18 protein-coding genes are annotated in these 17,699 nt (G+C 69.8%); 7 read left to right on the top strand and 11 right to left on the bottom strand.

Going from position 1 to position 17,699, the window contains the following annotated elements; genetic code table 11:
• Position 1 precedes the first annotated feature (1 nt).
• On the bottom strand, positions 2-871 hold the full coding sequence (locus AX769_RS20615) for an NAD(P)H-binding protein (protein WP_066282872.1): 870 nt from the start codon (positions 869-871) through the stop codon (positions 2-4).
• 86 nt (positions 872-957) lie between these two features.
• Between AX769_RS20615 and AX769_RS20610 the strand changes: the two genes are divergently transcribed.
• Positions 958-1,716 carry a TetR/AcrR family transcriptional regulator gene (locus tag AX769_RS20610; protein ID WP_066282870.1) on the top strand — a complete coding sequence of 253 codons (759 nt, stop codon included), beginning with the start codon at positions 958-960 and terminating at the stop codon, positions 1,714-1,716.
• Between the two features lie 27 nt (positions 1,717-1,743).
• Here the strand turns inward: AX769_RS20610 and AX769_RS20605 are convergent, their stop codons facing one another.
• The gene (locus tag AX769_RS20605) at positions 1,744-2,154 is read right to left on the bottom strand and encodes a TetR/AcrR family transcriptional regulator (protein ID WP_239451874.1); all 411 of its coding nucleotides are present in this window, start codon (positions 2,152-2,154) and stop codon (positions 1,744-1,746) included.
• A 278-nt stretch (positions 2,155-2,432) separates the two neighbouring features.
• Between AX769_RS20605 and AX769_RS20600 the strand changes: the two genes are divergently transcribed.
• Positions 2,433-3,452 (top strand): aldo/keto reductase, encoded by a 1,020-nt coding sequence (locus AX769_RS20600; protein ID WP_066282867.1) that lies wholly within the window; start codon positions 2,433-2,435, stop codon positions 3,450-3,452.
• 71 nt (positions 3,453-3,523) lie between these two features.
• On the opposite strand, the gene AX769_RS20595 is transcribed toward AX769_RS20600, so the two are convergent.
• A complete protein-coding gene (locus AX769_RS20595) occupies positions 3,524-3,979 on the bottom strand; it encodes a MarR family winged helix-turn-helix transcriptional regulator (protein ID WP_082763979.1) in 456 nt (151 codons plus the stop codon).
• Between the two features lie 81 nt (positions 3,980-4,060).
• On the opposite strand from AX769_RS20595, the gene AX769_RS20590 reads away from it, so the two are divergent.
• Positions 4,061-4,846, top strand: coding sequence for an SDR family NAD(P)-dependent oxidoreductase (locus tag AX769_RS20590; RefSeq protein ID WP_066282865.1), 786 nt, complete (start codon positions 4,061-4,063; stop codon positions 4,844-4,846).
• Between the two features lie 32 nt (positions 4,847-4,878).
• On the opposite strand, the gene AX769_RS20585 is transcribed toward AX769_RS20590, so the two are convergent.
• Together AX769_RS20585 and AX769_RS20580 are read right to left on the bottom strand one after the other, a co-directional pair.
• The gene (locus AX769_RS20585) at positions 4,879-5,664 is read right to left on the bottom strand and encodes a hypothetical protein (RefSeq protein WP_157887758.1); all 786 of its coding nucleotides are present in this window, start codon (positions 5,662-5,664) and stop codon (positions 4,879-4,881) included.
• Positions 5,665-5,733: 69 nt separating this feature from the next.
• Positions 5,734-6,600, bottom strand: a complete 867-nt coding sequence (locus AX769_RS20580) for an aldo/keto reductase (protein ID WP_066282862.1) — start codon at positions 6,598-6,600, stop codon at positions 5,734-5,736.
• Between the two features lie 134 nt (positions 6,601-6,734).
• Here AX769_RS20580 and AX769_RS20575 point away from each other — a divergent pair, with 134 nt between their 5' ends.
• Positions 6,735-7,631, top strand: a complete 897-nt coding sequence (locus AX769_RS20575; RefSeq protein ID WP_066282861.1) for a VOC family protein — start codon at positions 6,735-6,737, stop codon at positions 7,629-7,631.
• Here AX769_RS20575 and AX769_RS20570 read toward each other — a convergent pair.
• On the bottom strand, positions 7,618-8,256 hold the full coding sequence (locus tag AX769_RS20570; protein WP_066282859.1) for a TetR/AcrR family transcriptional regulator: 639 nt from the start codon (positions 8,254-8,256) through the stop codon (positions 7,618-7,620). The genes AX769_RS20575 and AX769_RS20570 overlap by 14 nt on opposite strands.
• Positions 8,257-8,305: 49 nt before the next feature.
• Between AX769_RS20570 and AX769_RS20565 the strand changes: the two genes are divergently transcribed.
• The 3 genes from AX769_RS20565 to AX769_RS20555 all read left to right on the top strand — a co-directional run bounded on the left by AX769_RS20565 (position 8,306) and on the right by AX769_RS20555 (position 11,881).
• Positions 8,306-9,403: a nitrilase-related carbon-nitrogen hydrolase gene (locus AX769_RS20565; protein WP_082763977.1), complete on the top strand. Its 1,098-nt coding sequence runs from the start codon at positions 8,306-8,308 to the stop codon at positions 9,401-9,403.
• Positions 9,400-10,503, top strand: a complete 1,104-nt coding sequence (locus AX769_RS20560) for an agmatine/peptidylarginine deiminase (RefSeq protein WP_066282857.1) — start codon at positions 9,400-9,402, stop codon at positions 10,501-10,503. The genes AX769_RS20565 and AX769_RS20560 overlap by 4 nt, the downstream gene beginning before the upstream one ends.
• A gap of 448 nt (positions 10,504-10,951) precedes the next feature.
• Complete coding sequence (locus tag AX769_RS20555) at positions 10,952-11,881, top strand: hypothetical protein (protein ID WP_066282855.1); 930 nt, start codon at positions 10,952-10,954, stop codon at positions 11,879-11,881.
• Between the two features lie 92 nt (positions 11,882-11,973).
• On the opposite strand, the gene AX769_RS24320 is transcribed toward AX769_RS20555, so the two are convergent.
• From AX769_RS24320 to AX769_RS20535, 5 genes are all read right to left on the bottom strand, one after another.
• Positions 11,974-12,186: a hypothetical protein gene (locus AX769_RS24320; RefSeq protein WP_157887757.1), complete on the bottom strand. Its 213-nt coding sequence runs from the start codon at positions 12,184-12,186 to the stop codon at positions 11,974-11,976.
• Positions 12,187-12,256: 70 nt separating this feature from the next.
• On the bottom strand, positions 12,257-12,904 hold the full coding sequence (locus AX769_RS20550; protein WP_157887756.1) for an MBL fold metallo-hydrolase: 648 nt from the start codon (positions 12,902-12,904) through the stop codon (positions 12,257-12,259).
• Complete coding sequence (locus tag AX769_RS20545; protein WP_157887755.1) at positions 12,879-14,657, bottom strand: APC family permease; 1,779 nt, start codon at positions 14,655-14,657, stop codon at positions 12,879-12,881. The genes AX769_RS20550 and AX769_RS20545 overlap by 26 nt, the downstream gene beginning before the upstream one ends.
• Before the next feature lie 114 nt (positions 14,658-14,771).
• Complete coding sequence (locus AX769_RS20540; RefSeq protein ID WP_066282852.1) at positions 14,772-16,154, bottom strand: NAD(P)/FAD-dependent oxidoreductase; 1,383 nt, start codon at positions 16,152-16,154, stop codon at positions 14,772-14,774.
• A 113-nt stretch (positions 16,155-16,267) separates the two neighbouring features.
• Positions 16,268-17,689, bottom strand: coding sequence for an aminobutyraldehyde dehydrogenase (locus tag AX769_RS20535; RefSeq protein WP_066282850.1), 1,422 nt, complete (start codon positions 17,687-17,689; stop codon positions 16,268-16,270).
• Positions 17,690-17,699 lie beyond the last annotated feature (10 nt).

Below are 17,699 nucleotides of genomic sequence, written 5' to 3'. Positions count from 1 at the left end.
GTCACCAGGCGGAGGGTGCCGGGGGCTCGGCGAGGAAGTCGCGCACGGTGCGCGGCTCGTGGCCCAGCAGGGTTGCGAGCAGCGGGTCGGTGCCGGCGAAGAGCCCCTGATCGGTGGCCTGGTAGAACCCGAGGAGGAATCGCGCGGTCTGCTCCGCCTGCCCTGAGGCGATCTCGCCTGCGACCCACTCGTCTTCGGAGACCCGCGAGAAGCCGATCGTGCGTCCGGTCAGGTCGGAGGCGATCGCCGCCACCTCGTCGAAGGTCACAGCCGCGCTTGCCGTGATCGTGGTCGGCCCGTCGTACTCGCCGTCGGAGAGCAGGATGGCGGCGGCCGCCTGGGCCGCGTCTTCTCGCGCCGTCCACGAGACCTTGCCCTCGCCGGGAACGGTGATGACACCGGTCTCGCGCCACGGGCCTGCCAACCAGGTGAGGCTGTGCAGGTAGAAGCCGTTGCGCATCGACGTCCACGCGACACCGGAGTCGGCGAGCAGCTGCTCGGTGCGCGCGTGGATGTCGGCGGGGAAGAACGGGCTGCCGACAGTTGCGCCCTGGTGGCTCGTGTAGAGGATTCGGCCGACGCCGACGCTCTTGGCGGCATCGATGGCGGCCCCGTGCAGCGAGACGGCGTCGGCGCCGGGATCGTTCGACGAGACGAGAAGCAGCTGGTCGGCACCCTCGAATGCCCTCGGCAGGGATGCGGTGTCGGAGTAGTCGCCGCCGACCCGGACGGCGACGCCGCGATCGGCGAACCGCTGAGCCTTGGCTGCGTCGCGGGCCACGACAGTGATCTCGCTCGGGGGCAGACGCTCGAGCAGGTGGTCGACGGTCGCGCCGTTGAGGGCGCCAGTGGCGCCGGTGACGATGATCATGGGACGACCTCTCTTGTTTCCAGTGGATTGGTAAAAAGCGTATCATCGGAAACTAACTGTTAGCAAGACTGGGTTATCGTTGATTCGTGAGCGAGATCATCCGGGGCGACAGTCGGGCCGACAATCGGGCGAAGATCGTCGAGGCCGCGGCTCGCCTGCTGCAGCAGGAGGGGCCGGCGGCCGTCACGACTCGTGGCGTCGCCCAGGCGGCCGGAATTCAGGCCCCGACGATCTACCGTCTCTTCGGCGACAAGGACGGTCTGCTCGAGGCGGTCGCCGAACACGTCATGGCCACGTACGTCTCGTCGAAGGCGGCAGTCGTCGAGGCCGCCGCGGCCGACGACGTCGATCCTGTCGACGATCTGCGGGCCGGCTGGCGAGCTCAGATCGAATTCGGGGTCGCGAATCCGGCGCTCTTCCGACTGCTCAGCGATCCGAACCGGGTGATGAACTCCGAGGCGGCCGAGTCGGGCCGCCGGGTGCTCGAGGCCCGTGTTCACCGGGTCGCTCTCGCCGGGCGCCTGCGGGCGTCCGAGGCGCGAGCGGTCTACCTCGTGCAAGCGGCTGGTACCGGCGCGATCCACATCCTGCTGTCGACCTCGCCCGACCAGCGCGATCCCGGCCTCGCCGACTCGATGTTCGAGGCCGTGCTCGCGCAGATCGTGACGGATGCCGACGGGTCGCCGCGAGTCGCCCACGCATCCGGCGAGGCGCCCGCAGAGGCGGCGGCGTTGGGGCCTGCGGTCGCGCTCCGGGCGACCGTGAACGACCTCGAGATGTTCAGCGAGCCCGAGCGCGCACTGCTCGGCGAATGGCTGGATCGGGCCATCGCGGCCCTGCAGTAGCGATCCGGTCGGTCGCGGCCGCGCGAGTCAGCGAAGGCCCTGTAGAAACACGCGGATCAGTGAGCGATTGAATGCCGTGTCTTCGTCGGGCACAGGGTGGCAGAGCAGAGCGATCGCGACGATGAGCTCGGTGGCCGTGGTCTCGGAGTGGATGTCGCCTGCCTTTCGCGCGGAGTCGAGCAGAGTCTGAAGCGCGGGCTCGAGGCGCTCGCGCACATAGGGGCCGATGTCGTGGAGGCCGGGATCACCCGAATTGAGAGCGGCCGCGAAACCGCGTTTGGTCGCGACCAGTTCGATGTACTTCTCCACCCACGTCATGAGGGCGACGCCCGGCTCCGCGGTGGCGGCCAGCGTCACCGCCGCGTCGGCGCAGGCATCGATCTCGTTGGCCATAACGGCGGCGACCAGGTCGGAGCGGCGCGGGAAGTGGCGGTACATCGTGCCGACACCGACACCCGCGAGGTCGGTGATCTCCTTCGCCGGGCGTCGACTCCGCTGCGGGCGAAGACGGTGGTGGCGGCCTCGACTACCGCCGCTGCGTTCTGCTCGGCGTCGGATCGGCGCCGGCGGGTCGGCCCGGACGTGGTCATTTGGTCTCCATGAGGGTGTCGGCTGCTCTTGCATACCGGAAAGCAATTCCGTATAGTTGCGGAAAGACATTCCGTTTGACTCGAGTATAGATCGCGGAGACCCCGTCACAAGGTCTGGAGACACTCATGCACTACCGCACACTCGGCCGCACCGGCATCAAAGTCAGCCCCTACGCGCTCGGCGCGCTCAACTTCGCCACCTCGATGGGCAACACCGAAGACGAGTCCGCGCGCATCATCCACAAGGCTCTCGACGCCGGCATCAACCTCGTCGACACGGCCGACGTCTACGGCGACTCAGAGGAGATCGTCGGCCGCGCGCTGAAGGGCCGTCGCGACGACGTCGTGCTGGCCACGAAATTCGGTCGCCCGCTCGGCGACGAGCCGAACCATCGGGGCGGCTCGCGTCGGTGGGTCACGAAGGCGGTCGACGCATCGCTGCGCCGCCTCCAGACCGACTGGATCGACGTCTATCAGATGCACAGGCCCGACCCCGACAGCGACCTCGAAGAGACCATCTCGACGCTCAGCGACCTTGTCCACGCCGGCAAGGTCCGAGCCTTCGGTACATCGGCTCTCCCGGTCTCCGACATCGTCCAGGCGCAGTGGATGTCCGAAAGTCGCGGCCTCGAGCGCCTTCGCACCGAGCAGCCGCCCTACTCGATCCTCAATCGCAGCGTCGAGCGCGAGATCTTTCCCGTTGCCGAGCAGTTCGGGATGGGGATCCTCGTCTGGGGTCCCCTCGGGCAGGGCATGCTGACCGGCCGAGTGCGTCGCGGTCAGGAGACGGATCTCAACCGTGCGAAGTACATGACGACCTTCACCGACGAGCGCCGCATCGACGCCGTCGAAGAGCTGGTCTCGCTGGCAGACGAGGCTGGCGTCTCAATGCCGCACCTCGCGATGGCCTTCGCCATCTCGCATCCTGCCGTCACCAGCGCCCTTCTCGGCGCTCGCACTGAGGCGCAGCTCGACGACCTCCTCGCCGGCGTCGACACCGTCCTCTCCGACGACGTGCTCGACAGGATCGACGAGATCGTCGCGCCCGGCACCGACATCGGCACGCTCGATCAGGCCTACGTGCCGGCCTCCATCGCACAGGTGGCCCGTCGTCGTCGCCCCTTCTCGGAGCGCAGCGCCGCCTGATGCCCCCGCGCTCCTTCGGGCAGGGCCGTTCGGCAAGCCAGTCCGGCAAGGCCGTCGGGCGAGCCGCCGGGTCAGGCCGGCTGAGGCGTGTGGCCGGCGAGCACCTTGGTGAGGAGGGCGTGGAGCTGTCGCCGCTCGGACTCGTCGAGGGTGTGGACAAGCTCGGCCTGGACGTCCGCAGCGTGCCCGTCGAGCACAGAGAGGTGGGCGCTGCCGGCTCGAGTGATCGTGATGATGTTGCGGCGCCGGTCGGCGGGGTCGGTCTCGCGGACGACCTGCTCTGCGGCGTCCAGTCGGTTGACGACGCCGTTGACATCGTTGCGGTCGAGGCCGAGGCGGCGGCCGAGCTCGGCCTGGCTGAGGGGCCCGTACTCGTCGAGCGCCGACAGGATGGCGAAATCGGCCCGCCCGTGCAGCGGCATCCGTGCCGCGGTGAGTCGCGCCCCCAGGGTGGAGATCTTGCTGACCTGCCACTGCGTGAGCTCCCGGAGGCGGGCGGGCGGCAGAAGGGCGTCGTCGTCTGTCATGACCTCAGCATAATCGTTGGCGACTCCAACAGAAAAAGGTTGTGTATCCCAATGAACGCACGTATGTTGGTAATACCAACGTTGGCAGAGCCAACCGCTATCCCAAGGAGTTCTCATGTCCGCCTCGCTCACTCTTCCCGATCTCTCCGGCCACCGCGTCCTCGTCCCCGGCGGGACGGGGCCGTCGGCGAAGGGGTCGTCCGCCGCTATCTCGACGCCGGGGCCGACGTCGTCGTACCGACCCGCAGCCAGGAGCGCGCCGACGAGTTCCGTGCCCTGCTGGGGCCGGCCGCCACCGAGCGCCTCCACCTCGTCGTCCACGACTACACGTCGTTCGCCGGAGCCGACGACCTCGCGGTGCAGATGGTGGCGAACCTCGGCGGAATCGACGACGTCGTGGCCCCGATCGGTGGCTGGTGGGCCGGCAGGCGACTCTGGGAGATCGACGAGTCGGACTGGTCCACAGCGTTCGTCGGGCTGGCGACAGCGCACATGGCTGTGGCTCGTGCCGTCATCCCGCGGCTGACGCCGGGCGGCTCGTACGCGGTCGTCGTCGGCGCCTCGGCATCCTGGCCCGTGCCGACCAGCGGTCTCGTCAGCATGGAGCAGGCCGCCGTGCTCATGATGCAGCAGGTTCTGGTCGCCGAGCTCGAGGGCGCCAACCGCGCGTTCGCGCTGGTGCTCGGCCCGGTCAGCACGCGCGTCGTGGCCGGTGAGCCCGGATGGGTGACCGCCGATCAGGTCGGGCTGGTCGCCGTCGGCGTCTCGGCGGACGCGAGCATCGACGGCCGGTCCATCCGCATGTCCGAGCCGACCGAGATCGCCGATGCGCTCGCGCTCGTCGGCGCCGCCGAGCCGGCGTCGTGACGGCTGCCCCGGGGCGAAGCGAGGGGTGGCGCCTAGAGCTGCTGCGAAGCGACGCCGTCGACGCCGCCCATGCGCTCGAGCGACGCGGTGATGAGGGTGCCGACAGCGTCGGGCAGCACGTGGTGGTTGAGGTAGATGCCCTCGAGCCACGAGAGCACCTCGTCGGCGGGCATGCCGACCTCGGCCCAGTCGACACCGGGCAGCGCCGTCGTGACAGGGAGCTCGGTGACCGGGTCGAGGCGGGCCTCGGCGATCGGCACGCCGTCGGCATCCTGCACCGTCGACCAGAGCAGGGCGATCGGGTGGTTGTCGCCGTCGATGTGGTCGTGATCGACGAATCCGGCGCCGAGCCAGGGCAGCGTGAGTAGCTCGCCTTCGATGTCGACGGTGATGAGGTCGAGGTGGGTGGGCTCTTCGACTTCGCAGACGTAGAGCTCGTAGCCCTCGTCGTGCCAGGCCGCAGCCTCTTCGAGGTCTTCGAGCAGCTCGGGCATGCGCAGATGGAAGTCGGAGAGCAGCAGTGACGCCCACTGCACCACCGGGTCGGTGACGCTGGAGGGCCAGGGGCTGCGCTGGGCTTCGTCACCTGTGCCGGTGTGGAAGTGGTAGTCGATGCCGTCGTCGACGGTCTCGAGGTGCACCTGGCCCGAGGCGAACTCGACCGCGAGGCTCGACTGCCCCGTCTCTTCGTCCCAGTCGCCGTAGAGATCGGGTTTGCCGAGGTTCGAGGGCGGCGGCACGACGGCTGCCGTCTTCGCACCGAGGTTCAGGACCGCCTGGAACGTCGTCGTCGGGAGGCGGAGGCTCATGTCTGTCACGGCAACAAGGGTACCTACGCGAAAGGGGTGCCGGGGCCAGGCCCGACACCCCTGTGGATAACTCGCGCGCTATGCGATCGCGTTGAGTTCGGCGAACTCCGCGTCGCTCAACTCGATCTCGGCGCCGTGCATGTTGTCGTCGAGGTGCTCGACGCTTGAGGTGCCCGGGATCGGCAGCATGACGGGCGAGCGCTTGAGCAGCCAGGCCAGAGCGAGTTGCGACGGCGTCGCACTCTTCTTCTCGGCGAGCTCGGCCAACGGCGACCCTTCGCCTGCGAGCGAGCCGGTCGCGAGCGGGAACCACGGGATGAAGGCGATGCCCTGCTCCGTCGACCAGTCGAGCAGCGGCTCGGCCGAACGGTCGGTCAGGTTGAAGAGGTTCTGCACCGAGGCGATCGTGGCGACCTTCTGGGCTGCCTTCACGTCGTCGATCGAGACCTCGCTGAGGCCGATGTGGCGGATCTTTCCCTCGTCCTGCAGCTTCTTGAGCTCACCAACCTGGTCTTCGAGCGGCACCTTCGCATCGATGCGGTGCAGCTGGTAGAGGTCGATGCGGTCGACGCCGAGCCAGCGGAGGCTCATCTCGGTCTGCTGGCGGAGGTACTCGGGCCGACCGACCGGCGGCCACTCGTTCGGGCCCGAGCGAGTGAGCCCGCCCTTGGTCGCGATCACGAGGTCGCTCGGGTAGGGCTTGAGCGCCTTTGCGATGAGGGGTTCGGCGACCGCCGGGCCGTACGAGTCGGCGGTGTCGATGAAGTTGACGCCCAACTCGACCGAGCGCCGCAGCACGCGGATCGCCTCGGCCTCGTCTTTCGGCGGGCCCCAGACTCCCGGGCCGGTCAGCTGCATGCTGCCGAAACCGAGTCGGTTGACGGTGAGGTCTCCGCCGAGGTCGAAGGTGCCGGCGGCCTGTGCGGGAAGTGATTCGATGGTCATCGGGTGATGTCCTTTCGTCTCGTCGACCGGGTGGGCCGACGTGTTAAGCCAACCCGTCGCCTCCTGAAGCCCTTCCCCAGACGGGGTCACGAATTTAGTTGTCGCTACAACTAACGGGTGATAAGATCGGTGACATGTCCACAAGCTCCGCCTCTCCGCAGGATCTCCTCGCCGCCGACACCTCGATGGGCGCGGTCACCCTCCGTGTTGCCGACCTCGACGCGATGACGACCTACTACCGCGACGCGGTCACGCTCACCGTGCTCGCGACCGAGCCGGCCGGCGACGGCACCCCGGCCCGGAGCGTCCTGGGCCGCGGCGCCACGCCGATCGTGATCCTCGAGCACGCGCCGGGCATGCGTCACGCAGGGCCTCGCGAAGCGGGCCTCTTCCACACCGCGATCCTCTTCGAGACCGAGCAGGATCTCGCCGCCGCCGTCTACGCGGTCGCCTCGCGCCACCCGAACACCTTCACGGGCAGCGCCGACCACCTCGTGTCGAAGGCGTTCTACTTCACCGACCCCGAGGGCAACGGCATCGAGCTCTACTGGGATCGCGATCGCACCGAGTGGAGCTGGACGCACGGGCAGATCGACATGGCCACCCTCGCGCTCGATCCGAACGACTTCCTGCACGAGAACCTGTCGGAGTCGTCCGTCGCGGCGGCGGCGTCTCGCCCTGCCACAGTGGGGCACGTGCACCTCAGTGTCGGCGACGTGCCGAGCGCGCGCCGCTTCTACGTCGACCAGCTCGGCTTCGAGGCCACCACCGAGTTCGGCCCGCAGGCGCTCTTCGTCAGCGCCGGCAAGTACCACCACCACATGGCGATGAACACCTGGCAGAGCGCCGGCGCCGGTCGCCGTCAGCTCGCGCTGGGCCTCGGGCTCGTGCGCATCGAGGTGCCGGGCGCCGACGAGCTCGGGGCGCTCGACGAGCGGTTGAAGCACTTCGGCGTGGAGACCGCCGACGACGGCCGCACCCTCGCGTTCGACGACCCGTGGGCGAACCGGATCCAGGTCACCGCGAAGTAGCGCCGGCGGCCGGGGCGACGAGTGTGCCGTCGGCTAGGCCGAGCGAGGCCTCGAGCGAGCGCGTGACCAGGCGGCGGCGCTCGTCGGGAGTTCGGTAGCCGACGAGGGCGTACGCGGTCGTCGAGTCGACCAGCGCGAAGAGCTGCAGCGCCACCAGGTCGAGGTCGGCGTCGGCGGGGAAGGCCCCGCTGTCGCGGCCGGATCGCAGGATGCCACGGGCCACCTCCGACCACGCATCCATGCCGGCGCGCGCGGCAGCCGCGACGAGGTGCATGCGCCGCCCCAGGCTCCACGCGTCGGCCCACACGCTCGACACGTCGTCCCTTTGCGTGTCGAGCAGCGTCGCCACGAGCGTCGCGAGCTGGGCGATCGGGGTGCCGCCGCTGGCGACCGCGCCCTCGACCTCGGCCAGCTCGGTGGCCGCGACGGCGGCGAACGTGTGCGCCACGAGGGCTTCCATCGACGGCTCGTAATGCGCGACGAGCCCGGAGGCGACGCCGACGCGCGTCGCGATGCCGCGGAGGGTGAGGGCGCCGAGCCCCTCCTCGAGCGCCAGGGCGCGGGCGGCCAGGTCGATCTGGGCATGGCGCTGCTCTGCCGTGAGTCGGGCTGCGCGCTGGTCCACGCCGAAAGTCTAGGTGGTTTTCGACCAGAGTTGATCATATGATCAACGCATGCAGATCATTCAGGCTCCTGCTCTTGCCTCCCCGCTCGCTCCCGGCACCGGCACCGGCGCCGCTCCGGCCACTGCCGGCCGTCGAGCGCCGGTCCGCGTCGCTCTCGTCCAGATGCGCTGGCAGGCCGACGCCGCGGCCCACCTGGCCTCGCTCGCCGAAGGCATCGCCGGCGCCGCCGATGCCGGCGCCGAGGCGGTCTTCCTTCCCGAACTGACGCTGTCGCGGTACCCCGGCGACGCCCGAGCGGCCGGGGTGCCGAAGGAATCGGCCGAAGACCTCCTCACCGGGCCGACGTTCGCCTTCGCTGCCGCGCAGGCGCAGCAGCACGGGGTGTTCGTACACGCGTCGCTCTACGAGCGCCCGGCCGACGACGACCAGCCGGCCGACCCGCGCGGCTACAACACGGCGATCCTGGTGTCGCCCGCCGGTGAGCTCGTCGGGCGCACGCGCAAGACGCACATCCCGATCAGCGCCGGATATTACGAAGACACCTTCTTCCGGCCCGGCCCGGCGGTCGATGCATACCCGGTCTACGAGCCCTCGGGGCTCGGCGCGCGGGTGGGGCTTCCGACCTGCTGGGACGAGTGGTTCCCCGAGGTCTCGCGGTCGTACGGGCTGGGTGGCGCCGAGATCCTGGCCTATCCGACGGCGATCGGCTCGGAGCCGACGTTCCCCGCCTTCGACACCGCGCCGATCTGGCGCCAGGTGATCGTCGCCAACGGCATCACGAGCGGGCTCTTCATGGTCGTGCCGAACCGCTGGGGGTCGGAGGGCGAGATCACGTTCTACGGCACGTCGTTCATCTCCGACCCGTTCGGGCGCGTGCTCGTCGAGGCTCCCCGCGACGAGTCGGTGGTGCTCGTGGCCGACCTCGACATCGCGGCGCGCGAGGAGTGGCTGAAGCTCTTCCCGTTCTTCGTCACTCGCCGCCCCGACACGTACGAACCGCTGGCGGCGCCGGTCGATGTCGCGCGGCACTCGTACGGCGCCTTCGAGGCGATCGCCGACGCGGCAGGGGTCTCGATCGAAGACGCGGTGACGTCGGCGGGTGCCGCCTCGGCCGCAGGCGCCCCGACCGCCGGGGGTGCCGCATGAGCCCGCTCGTGCCCGGGCCCTGGCGCATGCCCGCCGAGACCGAGCCGCACGCGCGCAGCTGGATGGCCTTCCCGACCGGCGGCTACACGCTCGGCGACGACGCCGCCTCGGCCGAGGAGGCCCGTGCCGCCTGGGCGTCCGTCGCCCACGCCGTGGCGGAGTTCGAGCCGGTCACGATGGTGGTCGACCCGTCGGCCCGCGAGGATGCGCGGCGTCACCTCTCCGAGACGATCGAGGTCGTCGAGGCGCCCCTCGACGACTCGTGGATCCGCGACTCGGGGCCCTCGTTCGTGGTTCCTGCGGCCGGCTCGAGTGCTGCGGGCCCCGGCGCTGCGGACTCGGCCGTCGGCGGCTCCGACGCGGCAGGCCTCGGCGCCGTCGACTGGATCTTCAACGGCTGGGGCGCGCAGGCCTGGGCGTCGTGGCAGCACGACCGCGAGGTGGGGCGCTTCGTCGCCGACCAGGCGGGCGCTCGCATCCTGCCGTCTCTGCTCGTCAACGAGGGCGGGGCGATCCACGTCGACGGCCGGGGCACGGTGCTGGTCACCGAGACCGTGCAGCTCGACCAGGGCCGCAACCCCTACGCCGACAAGGCTCGTGTCGAGGCCGAGCTCGCTCGCACGATCGGCGCGACCCACGTCGTGTGGCTGCCGCGCGGCCTCACCCGCGACTACGAGGAGTTCGGCACCCGCGGCCACGTCGACATGGTCGCCGCGATGCCCTCGCCGGGCGTCGTGCTCCTGCACTCGCAGAACGACCCTGCGCACCCCGATCATCTTGTTTCGTCGGCTCTCCGCTCGCTGCTGAAAGAATCGCAGGATGCCACGGGCCGGCCCTTCGAGGTCGTCGACCTTCCGGCCCCGACCGAGCTCCGCGACGAGACGGGCTGGGTCGACCACAGCTACGTCAACCACTTCGTCGTCAACGGCGGTGTCATCGCGTGCGGCTTCGGCGACCCCGCCGCCGACTCGCGGGCGGCATCGATCCTGGCGTCCGTCTACCCCGGGCGCCGCGTGGTGACCGTCGATGCGAGGCCGATCTTCGCGCGCGGCGGCGGCATCCACTGCATCACGCAGCAGGAGCCTGCCCTCTCGCTCTAGCCCCGCTTCGGTCTGGCGGCTCCCCGCGCTCCCGGTAGTTCTGCTCGTGACCGCGCACTCGCGCGGGCGAGTCTCGAACTGCCGGGCAGCGGCGCGGCCGTAGCTCGTCTGGACCGGCAGATCCGCTGCGGCCCGCGCATTCTCGCGGGCGAGCCTTGAACTGCCGGGCAACCGCGCGACGGCAGCTGGTCCTGACCGGCAGATCTGCTGCCGACCGCGCAATCGCGCGGGCGAGGAGCGAACTGCCGGGCGGCGGCGCGGCCGTAGCTCGTCAGGACCGGCAGATCTGCTGCCGACCGCGCAATCGCGCGGGCGAGTCTCGAACTGCCGGGCGGGCCCAGTCTCGCTCGTCCGGCTCTCCTCCTCCACAGGCTCGTTCTGAGAGCGACTTTTCCACAGATACCCGTTCGCACCGATTCCCTGCCTTCTGAACCGGCACGGTGGAGGCATGGACGACGACCTCCCCCTGATCCTGCGATCCGCCACCTACGGTGCCTCCAGCCGTGCATCCGTCGACCTCAGGCGACGCGAGAAGAGGGACGAGCTGCATCGGGTCGCCGAGGGGTGCTTCGTGCTGTCGAGCGAGTGGGCCTCGCTTCGGCCCCGAGAGCGTCACGTTCTGCAGATTCGCGCTCTCGCACCTCGGATCGGAGCCGGTCGGGTGCTGTCGCACGTGTCGGCCGCGGCGCTGTTCGGCTGGGCCGACCTCGACACTCTCCCGGCGCCCGTGCACCTCATCGACCCGTCGGCGCAGCGCTCCCGAAGGCGCACGAACGCCCTTATCCACGCGGGCCGACTCACGTCGGCCGAGATCGTGACGGTCGACGGGCTCGCAGTCACGAGCCCGATGCGCACGGCTTTCGACCTCGCCCACGACATGCCGTTCGCTGGCGCGGTGGCCGCGATCGACTCGGCTTTGCACTTCGAGGTGCTCGACAAGGAGGCCCTGTCGCGTGCATTCGCCGAGTTTCCCGTTCGACCCCGACGAGATCAGGCGGCGGCGGCGTTGCGTTTCAGCGACAAGGATGCCGAGGCGGCGTCCGAATCCCTCGGCCGCATCGTTCTGCACGAGCTCGGTGCACCTCGGCCCGTCCTGCAGAAGAAGCTGTACGACAATGCGCGGTTTCTGGGGCGCGTCGACTTCTTCTTCGCCGAGCAGGGCGTCGCGCTTGAAACCGACGGCTATGGCAAGTACACCGAAGCGCGATACCTGAAGGGCAGAGATCCTGCCGATGTCTTCGTCGACGAGAAGCGAAGAGAGCAGGATCTCCACTTGAGCCCGGAGCTGCGCACGGTCGTCCGGTGCGAGTGGCGAGATCTTCGAGCCCCGCGTCGATTGCGGCGACTGCTGCTCGGAGTCGGCGTGCCGGTGCCGTGACCGGCCTCGTCGAGTGCCAGCGACGCGTGGACTGCTCCGTGTTGAGAGTGCCGCGTGCGCGGTGCAGAGCAATTGCGGGTGATCCGGCGATCTCAGGATGCCCCGGAGATCGTGCGGGCGGCGGGCGAGCTGGCGGGCAGGCCCGGGTCGGGGCGCGGGAGTTCGCGGGGTGGCCGCGTGATCGTGCGGGCGGCGGGCTGCGGGCGGCGGGCGAGCTGGCGGGCAGGCCCGGGTCGGGGCGCGGGAGTTCGCGGGGTGGCCGCGTGATCGTGCGGGCGGCGGGCGAGCTGGCGGGCAGCCGCCACGGAGGAGGCCTGACGCGCGGCAAACGGCACCGGTCGACACGGCACGGCCCGGGTCAGGCGGGAGCGCAGCTCACGCCGGAGAGCAGCGCCCATCGACGGAGGCGGGGGAGGAGCCGGAGGCGACCGCCTCGACGAAGCGGCGGTCGGCGGCGAGGCGAGCGGCCGCATCCTGCGTCGCATGCCCGTGGCCCGGCATGAGCAGAGCGGCCTGCCGCACGAAGGGCTCGAGGGTGTCGAGCCCGGCCGCGTAGGCGCGCAGCGACGAGTCGTCAGCGGCGGGGAGAGGCGGCTCGACGTCGCTCAGCATGTCTCCGGCCAGCAGGATGCGGGGGCCCGGCAGCCAGAGCGCCGTGTGCCCGGGCACATGGCCTGAGTGTTCGACGAGTGCGACCTCCTGGCCGCCCCACGCGAGACGCGAGCTTCGCGCCGCCGCCACATCGCCGACGAGAGGCACGAGCGCCTCGGGCCACGGGCCGAGTTCGTCCAGCAGGATGTCGCGGGTGGCGGCTGCCACGGCGACCGTCGTCGCCGACGCCCACCGCGGCACGTCGCCGAACCGCGGATGCCACAGCAGGTGGTCGAAGTGCGCGTGCGTCGAGAACCCGGCGACCACGGTGAGCCCGAGCGTGTCGAGGTCGTCGGCGAGGGCCTCGAGCTCGTCGACCTCCCACGACGGGTCGACCAGCAGCACCTCATGCGAGCCGGGGGCCGCACGCACGACGGAGGTCGTCGTGGTGTCGCGACGGCTCGTCGCGACGAGCAGATCGGGCGAGACCTCGACGAGGCGGCGAAGCGGCCCGCGCGGCGGCACAGCAGTCAGAGCCGCGGGGGACGGCGCTGCTGGACTCGGCTGACGACGACGGGCCCGCAGACGACGACGGCCCCGCGGGTGACGCGGGCGCTGCCGCGCCGGCACCCGGCGCGGCAGCCGCGTCGAGCTCCTTCGCCATGGCGAGGTTCTCGCGCCGCGTCTTCGTGCCGAGCGCCCAGAAGATCACGCCGATGACGATGAACGCGACGACCGGCACCAGCTCGGTCAGCAGGTAGAGCACGCCCTCCGACTTGCCCCAGCCCGTGGGCCGGAAGTCCGACCCGAACCAGGAGAAGAACGCCCCGGGCGCGATCAGCTGGATCACGGTGAAGGCGAGCAGCGCCATCAGCAGGACGGTCAGCGGCCGGTAGAACGGCATCCGGTAGGGGCGCGGGGTGTCGGGGTGGCTGCGCCGAAGCTTCCAGAGCGCGGGGAAGATCAGCAGGTAGCTGATCAGCGTGGTCGAGATGGTGACGCCGAGCACGGCGCCGAAGAACTTCGCGGCGTTGCCCTCGGTGATGGTGTTGGCGAGTACGAGCACGATCGTCGCGACGATGCCCGAGAAGATGTTGACACGCACTGGCGTGCCGAGCTTCGCGTTGATCACCCCGAAAAAACGCGGTGCCGCGCCGTCGTAGCCGGACACGGCCAGCGACCGGTCGGAGCCCATGATCCAGGTGACGCCCGACGTCAGCACGCAGATGACGAAGACGATGCCGGCCAGACCGCCCATCACCTGGCCGAAGCCGGTGAGGACGGCGCCGTTCGCGCCCACGTGACCGCCGAACACGGTGAACGTGGTCTTGATCGAGTCGACAAAGCCGCCGAAGTTGCTCACCTGGCCGACGGGCAGCACCAGCAGGATGCCGAAGATCGGCACGGCGTAGAGCAGGAACGAGAAGACCGCCGAGCGTGCGATGCCGAACGGCACGTCTTTCGCGGCGTCCTTCATCTCTTCACCGGCGCTGTTGGGCAGCTCGAAGCCGACGTAGTTGAACAGCAGCACGCCGACGAGGGCCACGAAGCCGCCGGCCGTCGGCTTGTAGTCGCCGGCGGACGGGCCGTGCACACCGTGAACGATGGCATAGACGACGACGGTGACCACGAAGATGCCGAGCAGCAGGAAGCGGGCGAAGGCGCCCACCGTCGTGATCCACTTGCCGACCCGGAACGAGAGGACGGCGGCGAGCACACCCACCCAGATGAACGGGATCGTCACCAGGTAGAAGACCGGGGTCGAGAACGTCTTGCCGTCGTTGAAGAACGTCTCGAGGGCCACGGCCGCTGAGAACGCGAGCGTGCCGCCCAGCCAGACCGGGTTGGTGACCCAGTAGAGGAAGTTGTTGATGGCCCCGGCAAGGTGCCCGAACGCCATCCGGGTCCACAGATACGGGCCGCCCTCTTGCGGGAAGGCGGTGCCCAGCTCGGAGAACAGCAGCGCCTGCGGCACGAAGAACACCACCGCCAGGATCACCATCCAGGTGAAGGCCTCGCCGCCGGACGAAGCGACCGTCGCGATCGTGTCGACCCCCACGATCGTGCAGATCAAGAAGAACAGGATGTCGAACCGGCCGAAGTGCCGCTTCAGCTTGCTGCTCTCGACCGCGGCCGGCGCGAGATCGGCCCCGCTCGAGGAAGGTGCGTGGGTGTCGAGTGCCATGAGAGCCGAGCCTTCTGTTTCGGGGGAAGGGACAGGGGCGGTGCAGGTGGGACGCGGCGGTGCAGGGGAAGCGTGTTCAGTTGTGCCTGGAGCAGAGCATGGAGCGGGAGCGGATCAGGGGGCGGTGACGACGCTCGCCCCCAGGTCGGACAGGATCTCGGCGCCGATGCGGTGGCCGACGCGGATGGCCCCGTCGACGTGCTGGTACCCGAGCCCCGCGAGGTCGCTCGAGCCGAAGCGGATCGACCCCACAGGAGTGTTCTGATCGGCGCCATACCGGCTGAGGCCGCCCAGGTCGTAGCTCGCGGCGTACGCGCCCTGCGTCCACTCCTCGCTCGCCCAGTCGCTCTCGTAGTAGACGGCAGGATCAAGAGCCCGGTCGCCGTAATAGGAAGCGAGCGACTCGAGGATCAGCCGGCGCCTCTCGTCGGGCTCGAGTGCGAGCAGCCGATCGGCCTTCTCGTCCGACACGAAACCGACGAGGGTGCCGCGGCTCTCGCCGTGGTTGCTGTTGTCGTAGGCCTCGTGGACGAGTTGGTACGGGCTGAAGGCTGTGCCCGAGAGGCCGGCTTCGCGCCAGAACGGAGTGTCGTAGGTGGCGTGCACCTTGATGACGAGGCCCAGCGAGAGGTGCTGGTGCAGTTGGGCGCGGCGACGCGGCAGCGGCGGCTCGTACGTGATGCGGCCGTAGAGATTCGGCGGAACGGCGACGAGCGCGCGCTTCGCCTCGACACGGAGAGTGTCGGTGACCGCGGCCACGCCGCTCGCCGACCACTCGAGCGTGCGCACGGCCTCGTCGAGGTAGACGCGGTCGCCGAGCTGCTCGGCGAGGGTCAAGGGAACCATCTGCAGGCCGCCGACGACGCGCTTGTCGAGGATGAAGTCGGCGTCGACGAGGTTGGAGAAACTGCCGGCGCTCGCGGCCATCAGCAGCGCCTGAAGCGTGGAGAACGAGTGGGCGGGCTTCGTCAGCATCGCGTCGGCGATGAAGAGGGCGATGTTGTCGCGCGCCTCCTCGTCGTCCGACTGCTCGGCGAGCCACGCCTTGAACGAGATGTGGTCGAGGGCGTGGGCCTGCGGGTGCGCCCACGGGGCGTCGGGGTCGATCTGCCCCACGAGCTCGTCGAGCACCGTGATGAGGCGCTCGATCTCGCTTTCGGTCTGCGGCGTGGCAGGGAAGATGTCGCCGGTGAAGCGCTTGGCCGCGCCGTCGCGACCGACGTAGACGCTGTCGCCGTCCCGGAACCGCGAGTAGGTCGGCAGGTCGAGCTCGTCGAGGGTCGCGATGAGGGCCGTCTGGTCGGGTGAGACCCACTGGCCGCCGATCTCGTACATCTGGCCGTCGATGTCGTTCGTCCAGAGCCGACCCCCGACGCGGTCGCGGGCCTCGAGGACGACGACGTCCACGCCCGCCTTGACGAGGTCGCTCGCCGCCGTGAGACCGGTGGCGCCCGCGCCGATGATGACGACGTCGGTGGTGAGGGTGTCGGTGGTCATGTGGTCGCCTTCACTGCTGGTTTGCTCTGGTTCGTTTGCGGAAGTAGTCGTTTCACGGGGCTACATACTGTGCTTGTTTTGTCATGTCTGCACACTTGCGGCGCAGGGCGCCTTCAGTGCGCAGACATGACGTGTTTGACTCTGGTGTAGTCGTCGATCGAATAGGCCGAGAGGTCTTTGCCGTAGCCCGACTGTTTGAAGCCGCCGTGCGGCATCTCGGCCACGAGCGGGATGTGGGTGTTGATCCACACGCAGCCGAAGTCGAGATCGCGGGCGAACCGCTCGGCGGTCGTGTGGCTGTCCGTCCAGACGCTGGACGCCAGGGCGTAGCGCACCCCGTTGGCGAGTTCGAGCGCTTCGTCGGCGGTGTCGAACGGCTGCACGGTGAGCACGGGCCCGAACACCTCGTCTTGCACGATGGCGTCGTCCTGCCGCACGTCGGCGACGATCGTCGGCGCGAAGTAGAAGCCCGTGTCGCCGACGCGGAACCCGCCGGTGCGGATGGTCGCGTGCTCGGGTAGGGCCTCGATGGCGGCCGAGACGGCGGCGAAGTGCCTGGCGTTGTTGAGCGGGCCGTAGAAGGCCTCGTCGGTGTCGCCGGTCACGGTGCCCTCGGCAGCCGCCACTAGGGCTTCGACGAAGCGGTCGTGGATCGACCGGTGCACGATCACGCGAGTCGCCGCCGTGCAGTCCTGCCCCGCATTGAAGAATCCGGCTTCGGTGATCGCCTGCGCGGTCGCCTCGATGTCGACGTCGGGGAAGACCACCACCGGTGCCTTGCCGCCCAGCTCGAGGTGCACGCGCTTCAGGCCTCCCGCTCCCGACATTGCGACGGCGCGGCCGGCGCGCACGCTGCCCGTGATCGCCACGAGCCCGGGGGTGGGGTGCTCGGTCAGCAGCGAGCCGGTCGAGGCGTCGCCCAGCACCACGTTGAACACCCCGTCCGGCAGGATGCCACGGGTCAGCTCGGCCAGCACCAGAGTCGACTCCGGCGTCGTGTCGCTCGGCTTGAGCACGATCGTGTTGCCGGCTGCGAGGGCCGGCCCGATCTTCCACAGGGCCATCATCAGCGGGTAGTTCCATGGCGTCACCTGCGCGACGACCCCGATCGGCTCGCGCCGCACGGACGACGTCAGGCCTTCGGCGTACTCGCCGCTGGAGAGGCCGTCGAGATGACGGGCCGCCCCGGCGAAGAACCGGATCTGGTCGGCGCCCACAGCGACCTCTTCGCTCGCGATCGTGGCCTTGGGCTGGCCGGTGTTGCGATGCTGCGCCTCGACGAGCCGATCGGATCCTGCTTCGAGTGCGTCGGCCAGAGCGAGCAGAGCCTTCTGCCGGAAGCTCGGCGTCGCGCGCTTCCAGGCGGGGAAGGCCGCCGCTGCGGCGGCCATGGCGCGGTCGACATCGCTCGCGTCGGAGATCGGCGAGATGGCGACGACCTGCTCGGTGCGGGGGTCGACGACGTCGAGTCGGCCATCACCCGATACCTCGACGAAGGCGCCGTCGATGAAGTTCTGAAGGGTGTCCACAGGCATGGTCGCGCTC

Source organism: Frondihabitans sp. PAMC 28766, assembly GCF_001577365.1.
Lineage (GTDB): Bacteria > Actinomycetota > Actinomycetes > Actinomycetales > Microbacteriaceae > Frondihabitans.
The sequence above is the reverse complement of the archived record's forward strand: the minus strand, read 5'-3'. Positions and strand labels throughout refer to the sequence as shown.

What these genes read in the sequence shown, in the direction of transcription:
- AX769_RS20615 (WP_066282872.1), bottom strand. Translation starts at nt 871, where the DNA reads ATGATCATCGTCACCGGCGCCACTGGCGCCCTCAACGGCGCGACCGTC.
- AX769_RS20605 (WP_239451874.1), bottom strand. Translation starts at nt 2,154, where the DNA reads ATGTACCGCCACTTCCCGCGCCGCTCCGACCTGGTCGCCGCCGTTATG.
- AX769_RS20600 (WP_066282867.1), top strand. Translation starts at nt 2,433, where the DNA reads ATGCACTACCGCACACTCGGCCGCACCGGCATCAAAGTCAGCCCCTAC.
- AX769_RS20595 (WP_082763979.1), bottom strand. Translation starts at nt 3,979, where the DNA reads ATGACAGACGACGACGCCCTTCTGCCGCCCGCCCGCCTCCGGGAGCTC.
- AX769_RS20580 (WP_066282862.1), bottom strand. Translation starts at nt 6,600, where the DNA reads ATGACCATCGAATCACTTCCCGCACAGGCCGCCGGCACCTTCGACCTC.
- AX769_RS20575 (WP_066282861.1), top strand. Translation starts at nt 6,735, where the DNA reads ATGTCCACAAGCTCCGCCTCTCCGCAGGATCTCCTCGCCGCCGACACC.
- AX769_RS20565 (WP_082763977.1), top strand. Translation starts at nt 8,306, where the DNA reads ATGCAGATCATTCAGGCTCCTGCTCTTGCCTCCCCGCTCGCTCCCGGC.
- AX769_RS20560 (WP_066282857.1), top strand. Translation starts at nt 9,400, where the DNA reads ATGAGCCCGCTCGTGCCCGGGCCCTGGCGCATGCCCGCCGAGACCGAG.
- AX769_RS20555 (WP_066282855.1), top strand. Translation starts at nt 10,952, where the DNA reads ATGGACGACGACCTCCCCCTGATCCTGCGATCCGCCACCTACGGTGCC.
- AX769_RS20545 (WP_157887755.1), bottom strand. Translation starts at nt 14,657, where the DNA reads ATGGCACTCGACACCCACGCACCTTCCTCGAGCGGGGCCGATCTCGCG.
- AX769_RS20540 (WP_066282852.1), bottom strand. Translation starts at nt 16,154, where the DNA reads ATGACCACCGACACCCTCACCACCGACGTCGTCATCATCGGCGCGGGC.
- AX769_RS20535 (WP_066282850.1), bottom strand. Translation starts at nt 17,689, where the DNA reads ATGCCTGTGGACACCCTTCAGAACTTCATCGACGGCGCCTTCGTCGAG.